Origin of the sequence: Stenotrophomonas maltophilia group sp. msm4 (assembly GCF_032025605.1) — a bacterium.
GTDB classification, from domain to species: domain Bacteria; phylum Pseudomonadota; class Gammaproteobacteria; order Xanthomonadales; family Xanthomonadaceae; genus Stenotrophomonas; species Stenotrophomonas sepilia.
In genome coordinates this window covers 157,097-177,046 of record NZ_JAVSKK010000003.1, presented here as the reverse complement: position 1 = coordinate 177,046, position 19,950 = coordinate 157,097, and the positions used below count along the sequence as shown (strand labels likewise).

19 protein-coding genes are annotated in these 19,950 nt (G+C 65.7%); 15 read left to right on the top strand and 4 right to left on the bottom strand.

What is annotated here, in order from left to right:
* The first annotated feature begins 72 nt into the window (after positions 1 to 72).
* From gyrB to ROV93_RS15060, 12 genes are all read left to right on the top strand, one after another.
* Positions 73 to 2,532: a DNA topoisomerase (ATP-hydrolyzing) subunit B gene (gyrB, locus tag ROV93_RS15115; protein WP_072168772.1), complete on the top strand. Its 2,460-nt coding sequence runs from the start codon at positions 73 to 75 to the stop codon at positions 2,530 to 2,532.
* A 67-nt stretch (positions 2,533 to 2,599) separates the two neighbouring features.
* On the top strand, positions 2,600 to 3,448 hold the full coding sequence (locus ROV93_RS15110) for a CPBP family intramembrane glutamic endopeptidase (RefSeq protein WP_049417132.1): 849 nt from the start codon (positions 2,600 to 2,602) through the stop codon (positions 3,446 to 3,448).
* Between the two features lie 71 nt (positions 3,449 to 3,519).
* Complete coding sequence (locus ROV93_RS15105) at positions 3,520 to 4,326, top strand: M48 family metallopeptidase (protein WP_061480435.1); 807 nt, start codon at positions 3,520 to 3,522, stop codon at positions 4,324 to 4,326.
* A gap of 132 nt (positions 4,327 to 4,458) precedes the next feature.
* A complete protein-coding gene (locus tag ROV93_RS15100; protein WP_061480436.1) occupies positions 4,459 to 5,652 on the top strand; it encodes a tetratricopeptide repeat protein in 1,194 nt (397 codons plus the stop codon).
* A gap of 254 nt (positions 5,653 to 5,906) precedes the next feature.
* Positions 5,907 to 6,464, top strand: coding sequence for an energy transducer TonB (locus tag ROV93_RS15095; protein WP_171956535.1), 558 nt, complete (start codon positions 5,907 to 5,909; stop codon positions 6,462 to 6,464).
* A gap of 94 nt (positions 6,465 to 6,558) precedes the next feature.
* The gene (gene exbB, locus ROV93_RS15090) at positions 6,559 to 7,320 is read left to right on the top strand and encodes a TonB-system energizer ExbB (RefSeq protein ID WP_005411738.1); all 762 of its coding nucleotides are present in this window, start codon (positions 6,559 to 6,561) and stop codon (positions 7,318 to 7,320) included.
* Positions 7,321 to 7,381: 61 nt separating this feature from the next.
* Positions 7,382 to 7,807 (top strand): biopolymer transporter ExbD, encoded by a 426-nt coding sequence (locus ROV93_RS15085; RefSeq protein WP_005421196.1) that lies wholly within the window; start codon positions 7,382 to 7,384, stop codon positions 7,805 to 7,807.
* A gap of 3 nt (positions 7,808 to 7,810) precedes the next feature.
* Positions 7,811 to 8,224: a biopolymer transporter ExbD gene (locus ROV93_RS15080; protein ID WP_005411740.1), complete on the top strand. Its 414-nt coding sequence runs from the start codon at positions 7,811 to 7,813 to the stop codon at positions 8,222 to 8,224.
* 157 nt (positions 8,225 to 8,381) lie between these two features.
* Positions 8,382 to 9,842: a cardiolipin synthase gene (gene cls / locus ROV93_RS15075; RefSeq protein WP_072168774.1), complete on the top strand. Its 1,461-nt coding sequence runs from the start codon at positions 8,382 to 8,384 to the stop codon at positions 9,840 to 9,842.
* Positions 9,843 to 9,882: 40 nt separating this feature from the next.
* A complete protein-coding gene (locus tag ROV93_RS15070) occupies positions 9,883 to 10,152 on the top strand; it encodes a hypothetical protein (protein WP_049438866.1) in 270 nt (89 codons plus the stop codon).
* 9 nt (positions 10,153 to 10,161) lie between these two features.
* Positions 10,162 to 10,905 carry a pyridoxine 5'-phosphate synthase gene (locus ROV93_RS15065; RefSeq protein ID WP_072168775.1) on the top strand — a complete coding sequence of 248 codons (744 nt, stop codon included), beginning with the start codon at positions 10,162 to 10,164 and terminating at the stop codon, positions 10,903 to 10,905.
* Positions 10,906 to 11,027: 122 nt separating this feature from the next.
* Positions 11,028 to 12,098, top strand: coding sequence for a PA0069 family radical SAM protein (locus ROV93_RS15060; RefSeq protein ID WP_312540325.1), 1,071 nt, complete (start codon positions 11,028 to 11,030; stop codon positions 12,096 to 12,098).
* Positions 12,099 to 12,174: 76 nt separating this feature from the next.
* Here the strand turns inward: ROV93_RS15060 and ROV93_RS15055 are convergent, their stop codons facing one another.
* The 3 genes from ROV93_RS15055 to ROV93_RS15045 all read right to left on the bottom strand — a co-directional run bounded on the left by ROV93_RS15055 (position 12,175) and on the right by ROV93_RS15045 (position 15,555).
* Positions 12,175 to 12,882 carry a 2OG-Fe(II) oxygenase gene (locus tag ROV93_RS15055; RefSeq protein ID WP_032957940.1) on the bottom strand — a complete coding sequence of 236 codons (708 nt, stop codon included), beginning with the start codon at positions 12,880 to 12,882 and terminating at the stop codon, positions 12,175 to 12,177.
* Positions 12,883 to 12,990: 108 nt separating this feature from the next.
* On the bottom strand, positions 12,991 to 14,007 hold the full coding sequence (locus tag ROV93_RS15050) for a class 1 fructose-bisphosphatase (RefSeq protein ID WP_312540322.1): 1,017 nt from the start codon (positions 14,005 to 14,007) through the stop codon (positions 12,991 to 12,993).
* Between the two features lie 345 nt (positions 14,008 to 14,352).
* Entirely contained in the window at positions 14,353 to 15,555 is a 1,203-nt protein-coding gene (locus ROV93_RS15045; protein ID WP_053496721.1) for an amino acid aminotransferase, read from the bottom strand.
* A 171-nt stretch (positions 15,556 to 15,726) separates the two neighbouring features.
* On the opposite strand from ROV93_RS15045, the gene ROV93_RS15040 reads away from it, so the two are divergent.
* The gene (locus tag ROV93_RS15040; RefSeq protein WP_072168778.1) at positions 15,727 to 17,820 is read left to right on the top strand and encodes a TonB-dependent receptor; all 2,094 of its coding nucleotides are present in this window, start codon (positions 15,727 to 15,729) and stop codon (positions 17,818 to 17,820) included.
* A gap of 155 nt (positions 17,821 to 17,975) precedes the next feature.
* Here the strand turns inward: ROV93_RS15040 and ROV93_RS15035 are convergent, their stop codons facing one another.
* Complete coding sequence (locus ROV93_RS15035; RefSeq protein ID WP_053496719.1) at positions 17,976 to 18,320, bottom strand: hypothetical protein; 345 nt, start codon at positions 18,318 to 18,320, stop codon at positions 17,976 to 17,978.
* 146 nt (positions 18,321 to 18,466) lie between these two features.
* Between ROV93_RS15035 and ROV93_RS15030 the strand changes: the two genes are divergently transcribed.
* Complete coding sequence (locus tag ROV93_RS15030) at positions 18,467 to 18,865, top strand: hypothetical protein (RefSeq protein WP_049413394.1); 399 nt, start codon at positions 18,467 to 18,469, stop codon at positions 18,863 to 18,865.
* A gap of 163 nt (positions 18,866 to 19,028) precedes the next feature.
* Positions 19,029 to 19,949, top strand: coding sequence for a Ku protein (locus ROV93_RS15025; RefSeq protein ID WP_072168779.1), 921 nt, complete (start codon positions 19,029 to 19,031; stop codon positions 19,947 to 19,949).
* Position 19,950: the final 1 nt, after the last annotated feature.

Sequence of the window (19,950 nt, the reverse complement as noted above, 5' to 3'; positions counted from 1 at the left end):
GGGTTGGAATCCTTTCATTCTCGGCACATCGCCCCAAGCGGTGTCCGACCTGCGGAGCCTACGGCAAGCGCAATGAGCGACGAACAGAACACCCCGGCAAACAACGGCAATTACGACGCCAACAGCATTACCGCCCTGGAAGGCCTGGAGGCTGTCCGCAAGCGACCCGGCATGTACATCGGTGACGTGCATGACGGCACCGGTCTGCACCACATGGTGTTCGAGGTTGTCGACAACTCGATCGACGAAGCGCTGGCCGGCCACGCCGACCATGTCGCGGTGACGATCCACGCTGACGGCTCGGTCTCGGTGTCCGATAACGGTCGCGGCATCCCCACCGGCAAGCACGAGCAGATGAGCGCCAAGCTCGGTCGCGAGGTCTCCGCCGCCGAAGTGGTGATGACCGTCCTGCACGCAGGCGGCAAGTTCGACGACAACAGCTACAAGGTTTCCGGCGGCCTGCACGGCGTCGGCGTCAGCGTGGTCAACGCGCTGTCGCAGAAGCTGCTGGTGGACGTGTTCCAGAACGGCTCCCACTACCAGCAGGAATTCAGCAACGGCGCAGCCGTGACCCCGCTCGCCAAGCTGGAAGCCACCACCAAGCGCGGCACCACCGTGCGCTTCTGGCCGTCCACCGTCGCCTTCCACGACAACGTGGAATTCCACTACGACATCCTGGCCCGCCGTCTGCGCGAGTTGTCGTTCCTGAACTCCGGCGTCAAGATCGTCCTTGCCGACGAGCGCGGCGACGGCCGTCGCGATGACTTCCACTACGAAGGCGGCATCCGCAGCTTCGTGGAGCATCTGGCCCAGCTGAAGACCCCGCTGCACCCGAATGTCATCTCCGTCACCGGCGAGCACAACGGCATCGTCGTGGAGGTGGCGCTGCAGTGGACCGACTCCTACCAGGAGACGATGTACTGCTTCACCAACAACATCCCGCAGAAGGACGGCGGTACTCACCTCGCCGGTTTCCGCGGTGCGTTGACCCGCGTGCTCAACAACTACATCGAGCAGAACGGCATCGCCAAGCAGGCCAAGATCAACCTGACCGGCGACGACATGCGCGAAGGCATGATCGCGGTGCTGTCGGTGAAGGTGCCGGACCCGAGCTTCTCCAGCCAGACCAAGGAGAAGCTGGTCAGCTCCGACGTGCGTCCGGCGGTGGAAAACGCCTTCGGTGCGCGCCTGGAAGAGTTCCTGCAGGAAAACCCGAACGAAGCCAAGGCGATCGCCGGCAAGATCGTCGATGCCGCGCGTGCGCGTGAAGCTGCGCGCAAGGCCCGCGACCTGACCCGCCGCAAGGGCGCGCTGGACATCGCCGGCCTGCCGGGCAAGCTGGCCGACTGCCAGGAAAAGGACCCGGCGCTGTCCGAACTGTTCATCGTCGAGGGTGACTCGGCAGGTGGCTCGGCCAAGCAGGGCCGCAACCGCAAGAACCAGGCGGTGCTGCCGCTGCGCGGCAAGATTCTCAACGTGGAACGCGCGCGCTTCGACCGCATGCTGTCCTCCGACCAGGTCGGTACGCTGATCACCGCACTGGGTACCGGCATCGGCCGCGACGAGTACAACCCGGACAAGCTGCGTTACCACAAGATCATCATCATGACCGACGCCGACGTCGACGGCGCCCACATCCGCACCCTGCTGCTGACGTTCTTCTACCGTCAGATGCCGGAGCTGATCGAGCGCGGTTACGTCTACATCGGCCTGCCGCCGCTGTACAAGATCAAGCAGGGCAAGCAGGAGCTGTACCTGAAGGATGACCCGGCGCTGGACAGCTACCTGGCCAGCAGCGCAGTGGAAAACGCTTCACTGGTGCCGGCCACCGGCGAGCCCGGCATCGAAGGCCTGGCGCTGGAGAAGCTGCTGCTGGCCTACGCCGCCGCGCTCGATTCCATCGAACGCAACGCGCACCGTTATGACCGCAACCTGCTTGAAGCGCTGGTTGATTTCGTGCCGATGGACATGGACAGCCTGCGCAATGCGGGCGAAGGCGAAGGCCTGGATGCGCTGGCCAAGCGCCTCAACCAGGGCAGCCTGGGCAGCCCGCGTTTTAGCCTGGAACTGCAGGAGGCCAACGACGAGCGCCCGGCCGCCGTGCTGGTGACCCGTCGCCACATGGGCGAGGAGCACATCCAGGTGCTGCCGATGTCGGCGTTCGAGAGTGGCGAACTGCGTGCGATCCACCAGGCCTCCAAGCTGCTGCACGGCCTGGTGCGCGAAGGTGCAACGATTTCCCGCGGCACCAAGTCGATCGAAGTCGACAGCTTCGCGAAGGCGCAGAACTGGCTGCTCGAGGAGGCCAAGCGCGGCCGCCAGATCCAGCGATTCAAGGGTCTGGGTGAAATGAATCCGGAGCAGTTGTGGGATACCACGGTGAACCCGGAGACCCGTCGCCTGCTGCAGGTGCGCATCGAGGATGCGGTCGCTGCCGACCAGATCTTCAGCACCCTGATGGGCGATGTCGTCGAGCCGCGTCGCGACTTCATCGAAGACAATGCGCTGAAGGTCGCCAACCTGGATATCTGACACAATCGGGACCTGGCCGGTGCGCGGGGAGCTGCACCGGCCTTCGTCCCTTGAACACAGGTACCTGATGTCCGCATCCACCCCGGTCTCCGCCGCCCCGCCCCCGGTTCCGCCGGTGTCTGCCCCACCGCGCGCCGTGGCACCGTTGGCAGGCTTCTTCATCGACCTGGGCATCGCCGCCGTTACCCTGGTCGGCCTGAGCATGGTCACCGGCCTGTTCTGGGGCTTCTACCGTGCAATCGTGGTCAGCCGCGCCAACGCCGAGGCCAATGGCGGCGGACTGACACCTGACGCCGTCGGCGCGGCAGTGGGCCAGCCCGGTGCCCTGGCGCAGATCCTGATGGCCCTGATCGCCACCGGTGGCGCCGCGCTGCTGCTGTACTTCTGGCGACGCCCGGCAAACGCCGGCGAACGCATGGCGTCGCGACAGGCGTTGCTGCGGCCGTCCACCTGGGGCTGGACCCTGCTGGTGGCCACGCTGATCGTGCTCGGCAGCAACGGCATCGCCTTCCTTTCCAAGCAGTTCGGCATCGAGCCGGTGCCCACCAACGTGGAACTGATGCAGAGCGCAATCGCTCGCTTCCCGCTGTTCCTGGTGCTGTTTGCGGTCGTCCTCGCCCCCGCCTACGAAGAGCTGCTGTTCCGCCGCGTCCTGTTCGGGCGCCTGTGGCAGGCCGGCCGCCCCTGGCTGGGCCTGATCCTCAGCAGCCTGGCGTTCGCCCTGGTCCATGAAGTGCCCGGTGTCAGCAAGAACTCGCTGCTGGGCATGGCGCAGCTGTGGCTGGTGTACGGTGGCATGGGCGCCGCCTTCTGCTGGCTGTACCGCCGCACCGGCACCCTGTGGGCGGCGATTGCCGCGCATGCGCTGAACAACGCGGTCGCGCTCGCCGCAATGGTGTTCCTGGGGTCAACGTAACGCCGTGCCCGCTTGACGAAAGATTAAGCAGGTACGCTACACACTGCGCACATGAACACGGGGGCGGACCCATGAAACAACTGCTGCTGGCTCTAGTCATCACCACCGTGGTCAGTGCCTGTGCGACCACCACCTCGCCAACCGGACGACGGCAGATGGTGGGCGGCGTGTCGCAGGCACAGCTTGACCAGCTCGGTGCGCAGGCGTTTGCCGAGACCAAGCAGAAAGAGAAGATCAGCACCGATGGCCGCCAGAACGGCTACGTGCAGTGCGTGGTCAATGCGCTGGTCGCACAGCTGCCGCCTCAGTACCGTGGCGTACGGTGGGAGACTGCCGTATTCGTCGACAAGGAACCCAACGCCTTTGCCCTGCCCGGCGGCAAAGTGGGCGTGAACACCGGCATCTTCACCGTTGCCAGGAATCAGGACCAGTTGGCTGCCGTGATCGGTCATGAGATCGGCCACGTGATCGCGCGTCACCACGAGGAACGCATTACCCGGCAGATGGGCGCGCAGACCGGCCTGGCCGTGCTGGGCGCGCTGGCCGGTGCCGCCTATGGCGATGGTGCCGCCAGTACGGTCAACCAGTTGGGCGGCATGGGCGCGCAGGCGGCCTTCCTGTTGCCCGGCTCGCGGACCCAGGAAAGTGAGGCGGATGTGATCGGCCAGCGACTGATGGCCCAAGCCGGTTTCAACCCGGCCCAAGCGGTGGATCTGTGGCAGAACATGATGGCCGCCAGCGGCGGTCGAAGCCCGCAATGGCTGTCCACCCACCCCGATCCGGCCAACCGGATCCAGGAGCTGCGACGTGACGCACCGGGCCTGGCGCCGGTCTATCAGCAGGCGCAGGCGGCCGGGCTGCGGCCAAAGTGCGGATGAGTGCGCAGTTCTATGCTGTATTGCAGCACATAAAACGATTTCTCACGCCATCTGTTTCTGATACGTTTGGCGGCTCAGATTTTTCTGACAGTCCGACTTTGCCGCTATCCGGCGGTTCGATCGAGGTGAACGATGATTTTCCGTAACCACAAAGCTGTGCTTTCCGTCCTCGTCGCGACCGCCCTGACCGGCGCCGTGGTCACCGATGCCTTCGCGCAGTCCTCGCGTTCCTCCGACCGTGGCAGCCGCGGCGGCAGCAGCAAGCAGGCCAAGGCCGAACCGCTGTACCCGAATGCGACCCGCCAGGAGCCGACCGTCAAGGCCTCGGCCAAGATGGGCAGCAAGCTGCAGAAAATGATCGACAGCTACAACAAGGAAAAGTTCCCGGAGACGCGCACGCAGGCTGACGCGATCCTGGCTGACAGCGCCTCCAACGAGTACGACAAGTCGCTGGCCGCGCAGCTGGCCTCGCAGGCCGCCTACCAGACCGACGATACCCCGGCCGCCATCGCCTACCTGAAGCAGGTCATCCAGTTCAACGGCCTGGACAACAACGGCCACTTCCAGTCGATGCTGATGCTGGGCCAGCTGCAGCTGCAGGAAGACCAGACTGCCGAAGGCCTGGCCACCCTGGATAAGTACTTCGCCGAGAGCAAGTCGACCAAGCCGGAAGAGCTGATTGCCAAGGGCCAGGCGCTGTACCAGCTGGAGCGCTACCAGGAAGCGATCCCGGTGCTGAAGCAGGCCATCGCGGGCGCTGCCGAGCCGAAGGACAACTGGAACCAGCTGCTGATGGCGGCCCTTTCCGAAGCCGGCCAGACCGGTGAGGCCGTGCAGGCCGCAGAAGCGCTGGCGGCCAAGAACCCGTCGGACAAGAAGGCCCAGCTGAATCTGGCCAACATGTACATGCAGGCTGACCAGATGCCGAAGGCCGCCGCGGTGATGGACAAGCTGCGCAGCAGCGGCCAGCTCACCGAAGAGCGCGAGTACAAGCAGCTGTACTCGATCTATGCCAACACCGAGAACAAGGAAAAGGACGTCATCGCGGTCATCAACGAAGGGTTGCAGAAGGGCATCCTGAAGCCGGATTACCAGGTCTACCTGGCGCTGGCCCAGTCCTACTACTACTCCGACCAGGTGCCGCAGGCGATCGATGCGTGGCAGAAGGCCGCCCCGCTCTCCAAGGACGGTGAGACCTACCTGAACCTGGCACGCGTCCTGCATGCCGAAGGTCGCGTCCCCGAGGCCAAGCAGGCCGCCCAGCAGGCGCTGGCGAAGGGCGTGAAGAACCAGGCTGATGCCAAAAAAATCATCAACCTGAAGTAAGTAGGAATAACGCCTGAATGCCTGCTCAGTTGATGCGCAGGCGCTCAGGATTGGTATAAGCTTGGAGGTTCCTGCGGTGTCATGCACCGCTGATCAGGGATCCCGCCCCCGGGATTCCGGCCCCACTATTGAGCTCTTGGCGCATGACGGAACAACTAGTCGTTCACCGGTACGAACAACCCGATGACAAGGGGCTGAGCTGGCCTCGCATCGTCGGCATCGCGTTTGTAATTGCCCTGCATCTGGCCGCCTTCATGATGCTCCTGATTCCCGCCGTGGCTCCCAAGGCCGTCGCGGAGAAGGAGCGCAACGTCATGGTGACCATCGTCGACGCGCCGCCGCCGCCCCCACCGCCGCCGCCGCCGCCGCCGCCGCAGGATACTCCGCCACCGCCGGTGAAGAATCTGTCGCCGCCGAAGCCGTCGCCCGTACCGCCGCCGCCGCAGGCGCCGGTTGTCGACGTGCCGGAGCCGCGTCCGAACGATATCGTCACCCCGCCGTCGCCTCCGGCGCCGCCGGCACCGCCGACCTCGATCGAGGCCAGCGTGGACATCTCGTCGAAGGCCATGAATCCGCCGCGCTACCCGCCGGCAGCCTTCCGCGCAGGTATCCAGGGCGAAGTGATCCTGATCATTGATGTCGATGCCAGCGGCAACGTCACCAATGTCACGGTGGAAAAGTCCAGCCGTAACCGCGACCTGGACCGTGCTGCGATGGAAGCGGCTCGCAAGTGGCGCTTCAACGCCGCTGAAGCAGGCGGTAAGAAGACGGCAGGTCGCGTTCGCGTCCCGGTCAACTTTGCGCTGAACTGATGCGCCCGGGTGGCCGCCTGGCCACCCCCGCTCCCGGTTCGATTGTTTAGCTTAGCTACACCCTTTATCACCACACACAACAAAGGTAAGCGTCATGCTGCAGGAAATTTTCATCGCCGCTGCTGCCGGGGGCAATCCGTCCAACGCCCTGTCGCAGATGGGCTTCGAGCACCTGATCCACGAAATGACCACCAAGCCGGGTGATTTCGCGGTTTCCTGGGTCGTGCTGCTGACCCTGATCGCCATGTCGGCCATGTCCTGGTACTGGACCGTCATCAACATCTTCCGTGCCACCCGCCTGAAGAGCGCCGCTGATCGCGTCGTCAGCCTGTTCTGGGACACCCCGAACGCGCAGGACGCCATCCGTGCGATGGAAGAGCAGCCGGCTTCGGAGCCGTTCTCGAAGATCGCCCTGGACGCTGCCCAGGCAGCTGCCCACCACCAGCGCGCTGAAGGCGGTGCTACCGGCGGCGTCGGTGAGAACCTGAGCCGTTCGGAGTTCGTCGACCGCGCTCTGCGTCAGGCCGTCACCCGCGAAAGCAACAAGCTGCAGTCGGGCATGACCCTGCTGGCCACCGTCGGCGCGACCGCTCCGTTCGTCGGTCTGCTGGGTACCGTGTGGGGCATCTACGGCGCGCTGATCAAGATCGGTGCCACCGGCTCCGCTTCGATCGACGCCGTTGCCGGCCCGGTGGGTGAAGCGCTGATCATGACCGCGATCGGTCTGTTCGTCGCAATCCCGGCCGTGTTCGCCTTCAACTTCTTCAGCAAGATCAACAGCGCGACCATCAGCAAGTTCGATACCTTCGCGCACGACCTGCACGACTTCTTCGCCACCGGTTCGCGCGTCCGCTAATTGCGGCGCGCGTCACCCAGCGACGAAGTAAGTAGTCACCAAGATCTAGACGGAGCCCGTTATGGCTTTCAGTAGTGGTAACAGCGGCGGCCCCATGGCCGACATCAACGTTACGCCCCTCGTGGACGTGATGCTGGTGCTGCTGATCATCTTCATCATCACGGCGCCCCTGATGTCCCACAAGGTCAAGGTGGATCTGCCGGAAGCCAACCTGATCCAGAAGCCGGAAGATGCTGAAAAGCGTCCCAACCCGATCACGCTGGCAGTCAAGGAAGACGGCTCGATCTACTGGAACGACGAAGAAATCAACAAGCAGACTCTCGAGTCCCGCTTGGCGACCGCCGCACAGCAGACCCCGCAGCCGCCGCTGAACCTGCGTGGTGACCGCACCACCAAGATGCGCGTCATCAACGACCTGACCAAGGTCGCGCAGGAACAGGGCATGCTGGACGTCGGCTTCGTTGCGACCAAAGAAAAGGGGCAATAAGCCATGGCATTCAGTAGTGGTGGTGGCAAGGGCCCCATGGCAGACATCAACGTCACGCCCCTCGTGGACGTGATGCTGGTTCTGCTGATCATCTTCATCGTGACCGCGCCGATCATGACGTACCCGATCGCCGTGGACCTGCCGCAGCGCGTGCTCAACCCACCGCCGCAGCTGGTCGAACCGCCGCCGCCGATCGAACTGAAGATCGACGCCAGCAACCAGGTCTCGTGGAACAACAGCCCGATCAATACCAGCGAGCTGCAGCAGCGGATGGAGCAGGAGGTCCAGCGTGACCCGACCAACCAGCCGGAACTGCGCATCGACGCCAGCCCGGATTCCGAGTACGACGTGATGGCCAAGGTTCTGGCCGCCGCGAAGAACGCTCAGATGAAGAAGATCGGTTTTGTGCAGCAGTAAACGCGACACCGCAACACAACAGTCATGACGCGACTGCAGACGCCCCTGGAGACAGGGGCGTTTTTTTGTTTGTGGGATGCAGTCGGGGTCAGATCCCTTTTTGGCAGGAAAAGGGATCTGACCCCATCAGGGAGCACGCGCCCGCTATGATCGGCGCATGCTTGCCCTCTTCGATTCCCTGCGCCATTGGCTCGACGGTATCGCCCACCTCGGCACGATCATGGCGGTGGCTTACCTGCTGTACCTGTTCGCGCTGGCGGGCTGGATCATGCTGCAGAAGCGCGAGCCGGTGGCCACACTGAGCTGGATCCTTTCGTTGGCACTGCTCCCCTATCTCGGGCTCTTCATCTACTACCTGCTGGGCCCGCAGAAGGTGAAGCGGCAACGGCTGCGTCGTGGCCGTGCACGCTCGGGCATGGAGCACTACAGCGATGTCTGCCCGCCCGATTCGGACTGCACCGAACTGGCCAAGGTGGCCCAGGCCACGACCGGACTGGCCCCAAGCAGTGCCACCGAAGTGACCTGGCTGGTGGACGGTGCGGCGACCTACGCGGCCTTGCTGGAGGCCGTTGCACAGGCGCACGATCACATCCATCTGGAGTACTACATCTTCAATCCGGATCACGCAGGCACCGCCCTGCGCGATGCCCTGGTCGAGCGCGCACGTGCCGGTGTGCAGGTGCGCCTGCTGCTGGATGCGGTGGGCTCCTCCGCCCTGCCCCGCCGTTTCCTGCAGCCCCTGCTCGAGGCTGGCGGTGAAGCGATCTGGTTCCACCCACGTCAGCTGCTGAAACCGTTCAAGCGCCCGTGGCTGAACCTGCGCACGCACCGCAAGCTGGTTATTGTCGATGGCCGCCTGGCCTTCACTGGCGGCATCAACATCACCGACGAGGAAGACGAAAGCCGCAGGCCCGACGCCTATCGCGACCTGCACATGCGCATCCGCGGTCATGTGGTGCGCAGTCTGCAGCTGGTGTTCGCCGAGGACTGGCTCTACGCCAGTGGCCAGGAACCCTCGCGGATGGATATCGCCCGCTTGTGGCCGGCCGATATGCCGCTGCGCGGGGATGGCGCGATCAACGCGCAGGTACTGGTCTCCGGCCCGGATTCGGGCTGGGAGACGATCCACCGGCTGCACGTCGCCGCCATCCAGGAAGCGCACGAGCGGGTGTGGCTGGTGACGCCCTATTTCGTGCCGGGTGAAGCGGCGCGGATGGCGCTGACTTCGGCCGCGCTGGGCGGCCTGGACGTGCGCCTGCTGGTACCGAAAATGAGCGATTCGTGGTTCGTCACCCAGGCCGCGCGCTCGTACTTCGACGAGCTGTTGCATGCCGGCGTGAAGATCTACGAGTACGGCCCGCGCATGCTGCACACCAAGGCGTTCATCGCCGACGACGACGTCTGCATTGTCGGCAGTGCCAACTTCGACCACCGCAGCTTCCGCCTGAACTTCGAGCTGTCGATGATGATCAGCGACCGGGACCGCGTGGCAGCCCTGGCCGAGCTGCTGCAGGGTGAATTCGATCGCGCCACGCGGGTGCATGACCAGGCCGGGCGCTCGCTGTGGCTGCACCGCCTGCCCGAGGCCTTCGCCCGGCTGGCCTCGCCGCTTCTCTGACGCAGCGCTACACTGCGGCGATCATCCGGGGAGCCCGACTATGTACTGGTTGTACCTGCTGCTGGCGCTGGGCTGCTTTGCCTTCGCGCTGAAGACCCCAAGCGCAGGGTTGATGACCCTGTGCCTGCTGGCTGCGCTCGCCTTCCTGCTGGCCTGGGTACGCGGTCGTTACGTGGCCCGTTTCGGCGACCTGCAGCGCGACCCGGCCACCCTGATCGATGCCGAGGAACTGCGCCGCCTGCGCGAGCAGGCCCAGGCGCGCCGCAACGATGACGCCAACGACAACGATCCGTCCCCTCTTTCCAAGTAGTTCCGTTCCATGACCCAGCTCAGCGTCAACGTCAACAAGATCGCCGTCCTGCGCAATTCGCGCGGCGGTGCCGAACCGGACGTGGTGCGCGCCGCCCAGGCCTGCCTGGATGCCGGCGCGCATGGCATCACCGTGCATCCGCGGCCGGACCGCCGCCACATCACCGCCGAGGACGTGCTGGCCCTGTCCACGTTGACCCGCGCGCGTGGCGTGGAATTCAACATCGAGGGCAATCCATTTGCGCCGCCGCGCGAGGGGTACCCGGGGCTGCTGCCGCTGTGCGAACAGACCCGTCCGGCGCAGGCCACCCTGGTGCCCGACGGCGATGGCCAGATCACCTCCGACCACGGTTTCGACTTCGAACGCGACGCCGAGCGCTTGCGCCCGTTGATTGCGGAACTGAAGGCGATGGGCTGCCGGGTCAGCCTGTTCGTTGATGCGGGCAACCCGTTGCTGGAGCAGGCCGCCGAGGTCGGTGCCGACCGCATCGAGCTGTACACCGGCCCCTACGCAGAGGCGCATGCGGCGGGCGACGCTGCGGCAATGCTCGAACTGTTCGCCACTGCGGCGCGGCGGGCGCATGCAGTGGGGCTGGGAGTGAATGCCGGCCATGACCTGTCACAGGACAACCTCCGCGACTTCCTGGCCCAGGTGCCGGACGTGCTGGAGGTGTCGATCGGCCACGCGCTGATCGGCGAGGCACTGTATGACGGGCTGGATGCCACCGTGCGCGGGTACTTGGCGCTGCTTTGATGCATTGCAGCCGAGCGTAGGCTCGGCTCTACAGCGCCGAACCCACGCTCGGCTCAGACTTGCCCTGAACCCTTCAGACAGCCGTCGCAGCCATTGAGACGGCGGCGACGTACCCTGCCGCAATGGGTATTGCGATCAAGGGCCGAGGTTCCACGTCCCACCTTGCTGGGCGCTTCGAAAGCACCGTCAGCGAGGCGGTGGACGACGGCTGGGCGGTCGATGAGAGCGAGGAGTTCCTCGCGCCGCGCCTGCGCACCGAGGTGCGCGCCGAGACCGCGCGCAGCATCATCACCCGCAACACTTCGCCAGACGTCGGCTTCAGCCAGTCGGTGAATCCGTACCGCGGTTGTGAGCATGGGTGTTCCTACTGCTTCGCGCGCCCTTCCCATGCCTATCTGAACCTGTCACCTGGCCTGGACTTCGAGACCAAGCTGTTCGCCAAGACCAATGCGCCTCAGCTGCTGCGCAAGGAACTGTCGAAACCCGGTTACGTGCCGCAGCCGATCGCGCTGGGCATCAACACCGATGCGTATCAGCCGATCGAGCGCAAGTTCAAGCTGACCCGCCAGCTGATCGAAGTGATGCTGGAAACCAGGCATCCTTTCTCGCTGATCACCAAGAACGCACTGGTCGAGCGCGACATCGATCTGCTCGCGCCGCTGGCGGCGGAGAACCTGGTCAGTGTGCATTTCTCGGTGACCTCGCTGGACCCGCATCTTTCCGCGAAGCTGGAACCGCGCGCATCAGCACCCCATGCACGGTTGCGCGCGATGAAGCGCCTGCATGACGCGGGTATCCCGGTGGGAGTCATGCTGGCGCCGGTGATTCCGTGGATCAACGACAGCGAACTTGAAGCGGTGCTGGAGGCTGCGCACGATGCCGGCGCCAGTACCGCAGGCTACGTGCTGCTGCGCCTGCCGCTGGAAGTGGCGCCACTGTTCCGCGACTGGCTCGATACCCATCATCCCGATCGCGCCGCGCACGTGATGAGTACCATCCAGCAGCTGCGTGGTGGCAAGGACTACGACAGCCAGTTCGGCACCCGCATGCGCGGCCAGGGTGTGTATGCCGATCTGCTGAACAACCGCTTCAAGCTGGCGCGCAAGCGGTTGGGATTCAATGCGCAGAACAGCCATTGGCCGAAGCTGGATTGCAGCCGGTTCCAGAAGCCGCTGCCGCCGAAGAAGGATTAGCCGCAGGGGTCGTTGTTCTGAGGCCATCAGTCGAGCATGGCTCGACTCTACATCAAGGCCGACGAGCAGCTCGGGATCACCCGCCAAACAACTTCTGCGCACTCTGGAACAGGATCCAGCTGGTGGCGATGAACTTGTCGCCACCCTGTGGCCGATTGCCGCGATGGGTGTGGGTGAACGCCGTCGGCGCAATCAGCAGGCTACCGGTGCGCGGCGCGATCTTCCGCCCCTGGAACAGGAACTCGGTTTCGCCTTCGTCGAAGTCGTCATTGAGGTACAGCGTCCACAGCACGTGCCGGTGCAGGGTCTCGGCCTGCGCATCCTTCGGGTACAGCTCGCAGTGCCAGTACGGGTAGCCACCCTCGCCCGCGGCATACCACTGCAGGTTGATCGCGCCCGGACGCAGGCAGGTGCGGGCCAGGTCGGCCAGCTGCTGTTGCGGCATGTCGGGGAAGTCCTCGGCAGACAGGCGTCGCGGTTGGCCATTGCTGTCCTGGATCTGCAACATCAGCGGGGCAATCAACGCCTGTGGATAACGGCGTAGATAAGTCAGCAGGCCGTTGAACACCGCAATCTGCAGCTGCTGATCAACATCCTGCCAGCCGTCCAGGCCACTGATGCGCAGATCCTTGCTGTGCTTGAGTTCCGGGAACACGCCACTGCCCACCGCACCGGGCAGCAGGCCACGCGTGGCACGCATGCGCTCGACGATGGCCGCGCAGACCTCACTGGGGACGGCGTTGTGGATGACCTCGATGAAATCGACCGGGCCCTGCTCGTGCATGCGTGCATTCCTTCGGCGGCAACGGCTTGATGGTGCCGTTTGCCGCCCTCGGTGTCACCCTGCGGTCATGTCATCGAACTGCCATGACCGCCGTCAGGCGTCGAGCCGTCAGCCCTTCGCGTCGTCGTGCGCGTGGTGGTAACGCACCGCTTCGGCCACTTCCTCGCGCGAACCCAGGAACACCGGCACGCGCTGGTGCAGCTGGTCGGGCTGGATGTCGAGGATGCGCTCGCGGCCGGTCCAGGCGGCGCCGCCGGCCTGTTCGACCAGCAGGCCCATCGGGTTGGCTTCGTACATCAGGCGCAGCTTGCCGGCCTTGGACGGATCCTTCTTGTCCCACGGGTAGATGAAGATGCCGCCGCGGGTCAGGATGCGATGCACGTCGGCCACCATGCTGGCGATCCAGCGCATGTTGAAGTTCTTGCCGCGCGCGCCTTCCTTGCCGGCCAGCAGATCACTGACGTAGGCCTGCATCGGCGCTTCCCAGTGACGCTGGTTGGACATGTTGATGGCGAATTCCTGGGTGGCCGCCGGAATCTGCATGTTCTCGATGGTCAGCACGAACTCGCCCTTCTCGCGGTCCAGAGTGAAGGCGTGCGTGCCGTGGCCGACGGTCAGCACCAGCTGGGTGCTGGGCCCGTAGATGCAGTAGCCAGCGGCGATCTGCTTGCTGCCCGGCTGCAGGAAGGCGTCATCGCCCGGCAGCTCGACGTTGGTCGGGCAGCGCAGCACCGAGAAGATGGTGCCGACGGAGACGTTGACGTCGATGTTGGAGCTGCCATCGAGGGGGTCGAACAGCAGCAGGAAATCACCGCGCGGATAGATGTCCGGCACCGGCTGGCTGTGGTCCATTTCCTCCGAGGCGCAGGCGGCAAGGTGGCCACCCCAGGCATTGGCTTCGAGCAGGATCTCGTTGCTGATGACGTCCAGCTTCTTCTGCGCTTCGCCCTGCACGTTGCCGGTGCCGGCGTCGCCGAGCACGCCACCGAGGGCGCCCTTGCTGACGGCGATGGAGATGCTGGTGCAGGCGCGGGCGACGACCGCGATCAGCTGGCGCAGGTCGGCGTTGATGCGGCCGGCGTGCTGTTCCTGGATCAGGAAGCGGGTCAACGAAGTACGGGACATGGGCGGGCAGGTCTCGGCAGCGGGAAAACGCCTATTGTCGCCCGTCTGGCGGGGGCGTGCGTGAGCGCGGGAAGGCGTAATCGTTTCCAGATGCGTTGTGCTCGTGGCGCCTTCCTTCATTGAGGCACAGGGCGAGGTACACCGTGGCCAGGACACGCCGTAAACCCATCCATGGGGGCTCGGTCGGCGCATCCATGCGCCTCACGGTCCTGGCCACGGTGTACCTCGCCCTGCGCTTCAGGGTTCGCCGCGAGCGCGGAGGGTGTGGCAAAGGCAGAGGCAAAGCAGAAGCAAAAACAAAGGCGCCTTTCGGCGCCTTTGTTGTCAAACCACTGCAGCCTTGTTTCAGCCCTTGGCGACGGTGGCCACGGCCTTGGCGACGTATTCCAGGTTGTTCTGGTTCAGCGCGGCCACGCAGATGCGGCCGGTGCCGACGGCGTAGATGCCGAACTCGTCGCGCAGGCGTTCGACCTGCTCACGGCTCAGGCCCGAGTAGGAGAACATGCCGGCCTGTTCGTTGATGAAGCCGAACTGCGGCGCACCGGCAGCGGCCAGCTTTTCGACCAGGCCCTGGCGCAGGGCGTGGATGCGCTCGCGCATCTCGGTCAGCTCCTGCTCCCACATCGCGCGCAGTTCCGGATTGGTCAGCACGCCGGCCACCAGCGCAGCACCGTGGGTGGACGGGCTGGAGTAGATGGTGCGGATCACGCGCTTGACCTGCGACTGCACGGCCTTGGCGTCAGCAGCGGTCGGCGCCACCATCGACAACGCACCCACGCGCTCGCCATACAGCGAGAACGACTTGGAGTACGAGTTGGCGACGATGAAGCTGTCGATGCCGGCTTCGGCGATGATGCGCACGGCGGCGCCATCCTGCTCGATGCCCTTGTCGAAGCCCTGGTAGGCCATGTCGATGAAGGGGAACAGCTGCTTGTCCTTCAGCAGCTGCGCGACCTGCTTCCACTGGCTGACCGTGAGGTCGGCACCGGTGGGGTTGTGGCAGCAGGCGTGCAGCAGCACTACGGTGCCGGCTTCCAGCTTGCCGAGGTCGGCCAGCATGCCGTTGAAGTCGACGCCATGGCTGGCCGGGTCGAAATAGGTGTAATCCAGCACCTCGAAACCGGCCGCGCTGAATACCGCACGGTGGTTCTCCCAGCTCGGGTTGCTCAGCGCCACGGTGGCGTGCGGCAGCAGCTTCTTCAGCACGTCGGCGCCGACGCGCAGCGCACCGCTGCCACCGACGGTCTGTGCGGTGGTGACGCGGCCGGCGGCCAGCAGCGGCGAGTCTTTGCCGAACACCAGCTCTCGCGTGGCCTGCGTGTATGCCGGCAGGCCATCGATCGGCAGGTAGCCGCGCGGTTTGGCGTCAGCGGCAAGCTGCTGCTCGATCTGCTTGACGGCGCGCAGCAGCGGGATGCGGCCGCTCTCGTCGTAGTAGATGCCCACACCCAGGTTGACCTTGGTCGGGCGGCTGTCGGCGTTGTATGCCTCGGTCAGGCCCAGGATCGGGTCGCCTGGGACCAGTTCCACGTTTGCAAAGAAGGACACGGCGGTACTCGTTCGGTAGACGGAAAGGGGGAGGAAGTGCGCTACGCGGTCTGCGGCCTTGCAGCCGGAAACAGCCCATCGTAACAAAGCCTGCCGGGGCTGGCCGCCGCCGCCGTCATCCGTAGCCCCGTACCATGGCGTGCGTTGCCGCCTGATCCATCAACCTGAATCATGAATCCCGCCGCACGCCGCCATTGCCTGCCGTTGTCCATCCTGCTGCTGTCGCCCTGGGCGGCCGTGGCCGGGCCCGCACCGACCGCCCTGCCGAGCGTGCAGGTGCAGGCAGCGCGGGTGCCGGGCATCGACCCGCTCGCGTTGCCGGCCAGCCTGGACACGGTCTGGATCGACGCCGGCCGCGCCGGCGCCGGCGCACAGCTGTCCGAGGCGCTGGCCGGGGTCCCGGGCCTGGTCGCCCGTGACCGCCAGAACTTCGCGCAGGACACCCAGCTGTCGATCCGTGGCTTTGGTGCGCGCTCGACCTTCGGTGTGCGTGGGGTGCGGGTGTTGATCGACGGGGTGCCGGCGACCATGCCCGACGGACAGGGCCAGCTGTCGCATGCCAGCCTGCTCGGTGCCGAACGGATCGACGTGCTGCGCGGACCGTTCTCGGCGCTGTACGGCAATTCCTCCGGCGGCGTGCTGCAGGTCTGGAGCGCACAGGGCCAGGCCGGCGACCCGTGGCGGTTGCGCGTGAACGCGGGTGCCGACAACACGCTCAGCGTCGGCGCGCAACTGAAGGGTGCCGGCCGTGTTCTGGATTACAACATCGCCGCCAATCACTTCCGCACTGAGGGCTGGCGCGACCACAGCCGTGCCCGCCGCGAATCGCTCGCTGCGCGTATCGGTGGCGATCTCGGCGGGGGGCGGCTGGAGCTGCTGCTCAATGCCTTCGATGCCCCCGATGCGCAGGACCCGCTGGGCCTGAGCCGTACCCAGGTGGCGGCCGATCCGCGCCAGGCCACCGCCGTGGCGCACCAGTACAACACCCGCAAATCGGTGCGCCAGCAGCAGGCCGGCCTGCGCTGGACCCGTGAAACCGGGGCGCAGCGCTGGCAGCTGATGGGCTATGCCGGCCAGCGCGCGGTACGCCAGTACCTGCCGATCCCGCCGGCAGCTCAGACCAACAGCCCGTTGCATGCCGGCGGGGTGATCGACCTGGAGGGCGGCTATGGCGGGCTGGACGCGCGCTGGGGCTGGCACGGCGACCTCGCCGGCCGACCGCTGGATCTGGTGGCCGGGCTCAGCGCCGACCGCCAGCGCCAGCATCGCACCGGCTACGAGAACTTCATCGGCAGCGCTCTCGGCGTGCGTGGGCGGCTGCGCAGAGACCAGATCGACACCGTGCAGAACGTCGATCAGTTCGCCCAGGCGTGGTGGCAGTGGAGTCCACGCTGGTCATTGCTGGCTGGCGTGCGTCGCAGCGCCGTGCGCTTCGAATCCGACGATCGTTACATCACCGCCCGCAACCCGGACGACAGCGGCCACCGCCGCTACCAGGCCACCACGCCGGTGGCCGGGATCAGCTTCGAGGCCAGCCCGCAGTGGCGACTGCACGCGGCGGTGGGCCGTGGCTTCGAGACGCCCACCTTCAACGAGCTGGGGTATCGCGCCGACGGCCAGGCGGGACTGGCGCTGGATCTGGCGGCGGCGCGCAGCCGCAGCCTGGAGGTGGGCAGCAAATGGCATGCACAGGACGGAACCCAGCTCGATATCAGCCTGTTCCGCGCAGATACCGACGATGAGTTGGCAGTTGCCAGCAACATCGGCGGACGCAGCACCTATCGCAACATCGGCCGCACCCGCCGCCAGGGCGTGGAACTGCGCTACCGGCAGCCGTTGGCAGAGCAGTTGGAACTGCAGGTGGCCTGGACCTGGCTGCAGGCGCAGGTGCGTGCGCCGTACCTGACCTCGAACACCTGGGTTTCCGCCGGCAGCCGCCTGCCCGGGGTACCGCGCCAGCAGGCGTTTGCCCGGCTGCAGTGGACCCCGGCCGACTGGCAGTGGGCGCTGGAGGCCGCCGCCAGCACCGATACCCTGGTCAACGACGTGGCCACGGAGCGGGCGCCGGGCTACGCGTTGCTGAACCTGGAGGCCGGTCGTTTCTGGACACTGCCAGGTGGCGAGCTGCGCGCCTTCGCCCGGCTGGAGAACGTGCTGGACCAGGCCTACATCGGCTCGGTGATCGTCAACGACGGCAACGGGCGCTTCTACGAACCGGGACCGGGACGGCGAGCCAACGTCGGCCTGCAATGGTCGTGGCGCTGAAAGGGGTAGTGCCGGCCGCTGGCCGGCATCGCGCCGTGCACGACGTCAGGAGGTTGCCGGCCAGCGGCCGGCACTACCCGTAAATCGGGGGCCCTGGCCGGCATCGCGCCGCGCAGGGCGTCAGGGGGTTGCCGGCCAGGGGCCGGCACTACCCGTCAGTCGGGCGCCTTGGCTGGTACGAACGGCGAGGTCGGGTCGCTGGCCGGGAAGGTCTCCTCCAGCGCCTCGTCCTGGTTGTCGCTGGCGCGCTGCTTGCGTTCGCGACGCTTGAGCGGGCTTTCCTGGCCGCCGCGATGGCGGTCGCCGCCATCCTTGCGGTCCTGGGCGGCCTGTTCAGCCTCGTGCTTCACCGGCAGATGGTCGCCACCGTGCTCGGCGTCGTAGAAAGGTGCGCCGGTGCCGCGGTAGTCGGCATTGTCGGCATCGCGCTTGCCGCGCTGTTCACCGGGAATGGGCGGGTGGTTTTCCCGCAACGGGTCTCGGGAATTCTCTCGGCTCATGGTCTGGCTACCTGCGCTCGGGGCTCCCACTACACCGCGCCACAGGTAAAGCCGCCGCGAACCCGGCGTCATGAACATCTCGCTCACCCCCCGGTAACGGCACCGCGCGTATTCCTGCCCACCCGCCCCCGCTGCAGGAGCCGGTCATGCCCCGTCTTGAACGACCCGCACCGTCCGTGTTCAACGCCCTGCTCGATCCGCTCGGCCAGCGCACCGCACAACGCCGCACGCGCCGCCATGAAGATCCGCAGGCGGTGGCGCAGGACTACCTGCAGTACATGCTCAGCGACTACGAAGAGCGTCGCGGGCAGAACCACCGCAACTGGCGCGATCTATGCCCGGTCTATGCCTTCGCATTGACCACCCACGCTGCGGACTGGCCGCGCGGTGATGCCGCGGATACCTGTGAGGAACTGGCCGAACACTGGGAACAGATGCGCGGGCAGTCGCGGTTGAGCTGGTCGCAGGCACGGCCGGTGGTGGAAGACGCTTGGCGCGCGCTGGATCATATTCCTGCGGTGGCGGTGAGGCCGTTGCTGCAGTAGTGCCGGCCGCTGGCCGGCAACCCCAGGAAACTTCAGGCCGCGAGCTCTGCCGGCCCGCAGCCGGCACTGCCGTTCTCCGTAGAACCCACGTGCACGGTATCGACACGGGTGGTTTACACTGCCCATCCGAAGCTGGATGCCCTGCCCCGCCAAAGGTACGCCCATGGCCCGCCCGATCTGGACCGGCACGCTGTCGTTTGGCCTGCTCAACGTGCCGGTGTCGCTGATGTCAGGCGAACGCAAGGTCGATCTGCAGTTCCGCATGCTCGACTCCCGCGACCGCAAGCCGATCCGCTTCGAGCGGGTCAACGCCGATACCGGCGAGGAAGTGCCATGGAAGGACATCGTCAAAGCCTATGAGTACGACAAGGGCAGCTATGTCGTGCTGGAGGAAGGCGATATCCGGTCTGCGGCACCGGAAAGCCACGAAGCGGTGGAGGTGGAATCGTTCGTGGATGCCGCGCAGATCGACCCGCGCTACTACGAGAAACCCTACCTGCTGGTGCCCGGCAAGAAGGCCGAAAAGGGCTACGTACTGCTGCGCGAGACATTGCGCAGTACCGGCAAGGTGGGCATCGCCCGGGTGGTGGTGCGTACCCGCGAATACCTGTGCGCGGTGATGCCGCATGCGGACGCGCTGGTGCTGATGATCCTGCGCTATCCGCAGGAACTGGTGGATCCCGAAGATTACAAACTGCCCACCGGAAAGCTCGCCGATTACCGCATCAGCAGCAGGGAAACGGCGATGGCCGAGCAGTTGATCGAGTCGATGTCCGGTGATTGGGATCCGTCGCAGTACCACGACGAATTCCGCGAGCGCCTGCAGCAGGTGCTGAACAAGCGTATCAAGTCCAAGGGCGGTACCACACGGGTGGAGGATGAACCTGCACCGCGTGAGGACGCCAGCACCAACGTGGTCGATTTCATGGCACTGCTGCAGAAGAGCCTGGATGCGAACAAGCGGACGCCGGCAAAGAAGGCCGCGGCGCGCAAGGCAGCCGCAAAGCCGACGGTAAAGAAAGCCGCAAAGAAGACAACGAAGAAGGCTGCAAAGAAGTCCGCACCCCGGCGCAAGGCAGGCTGAG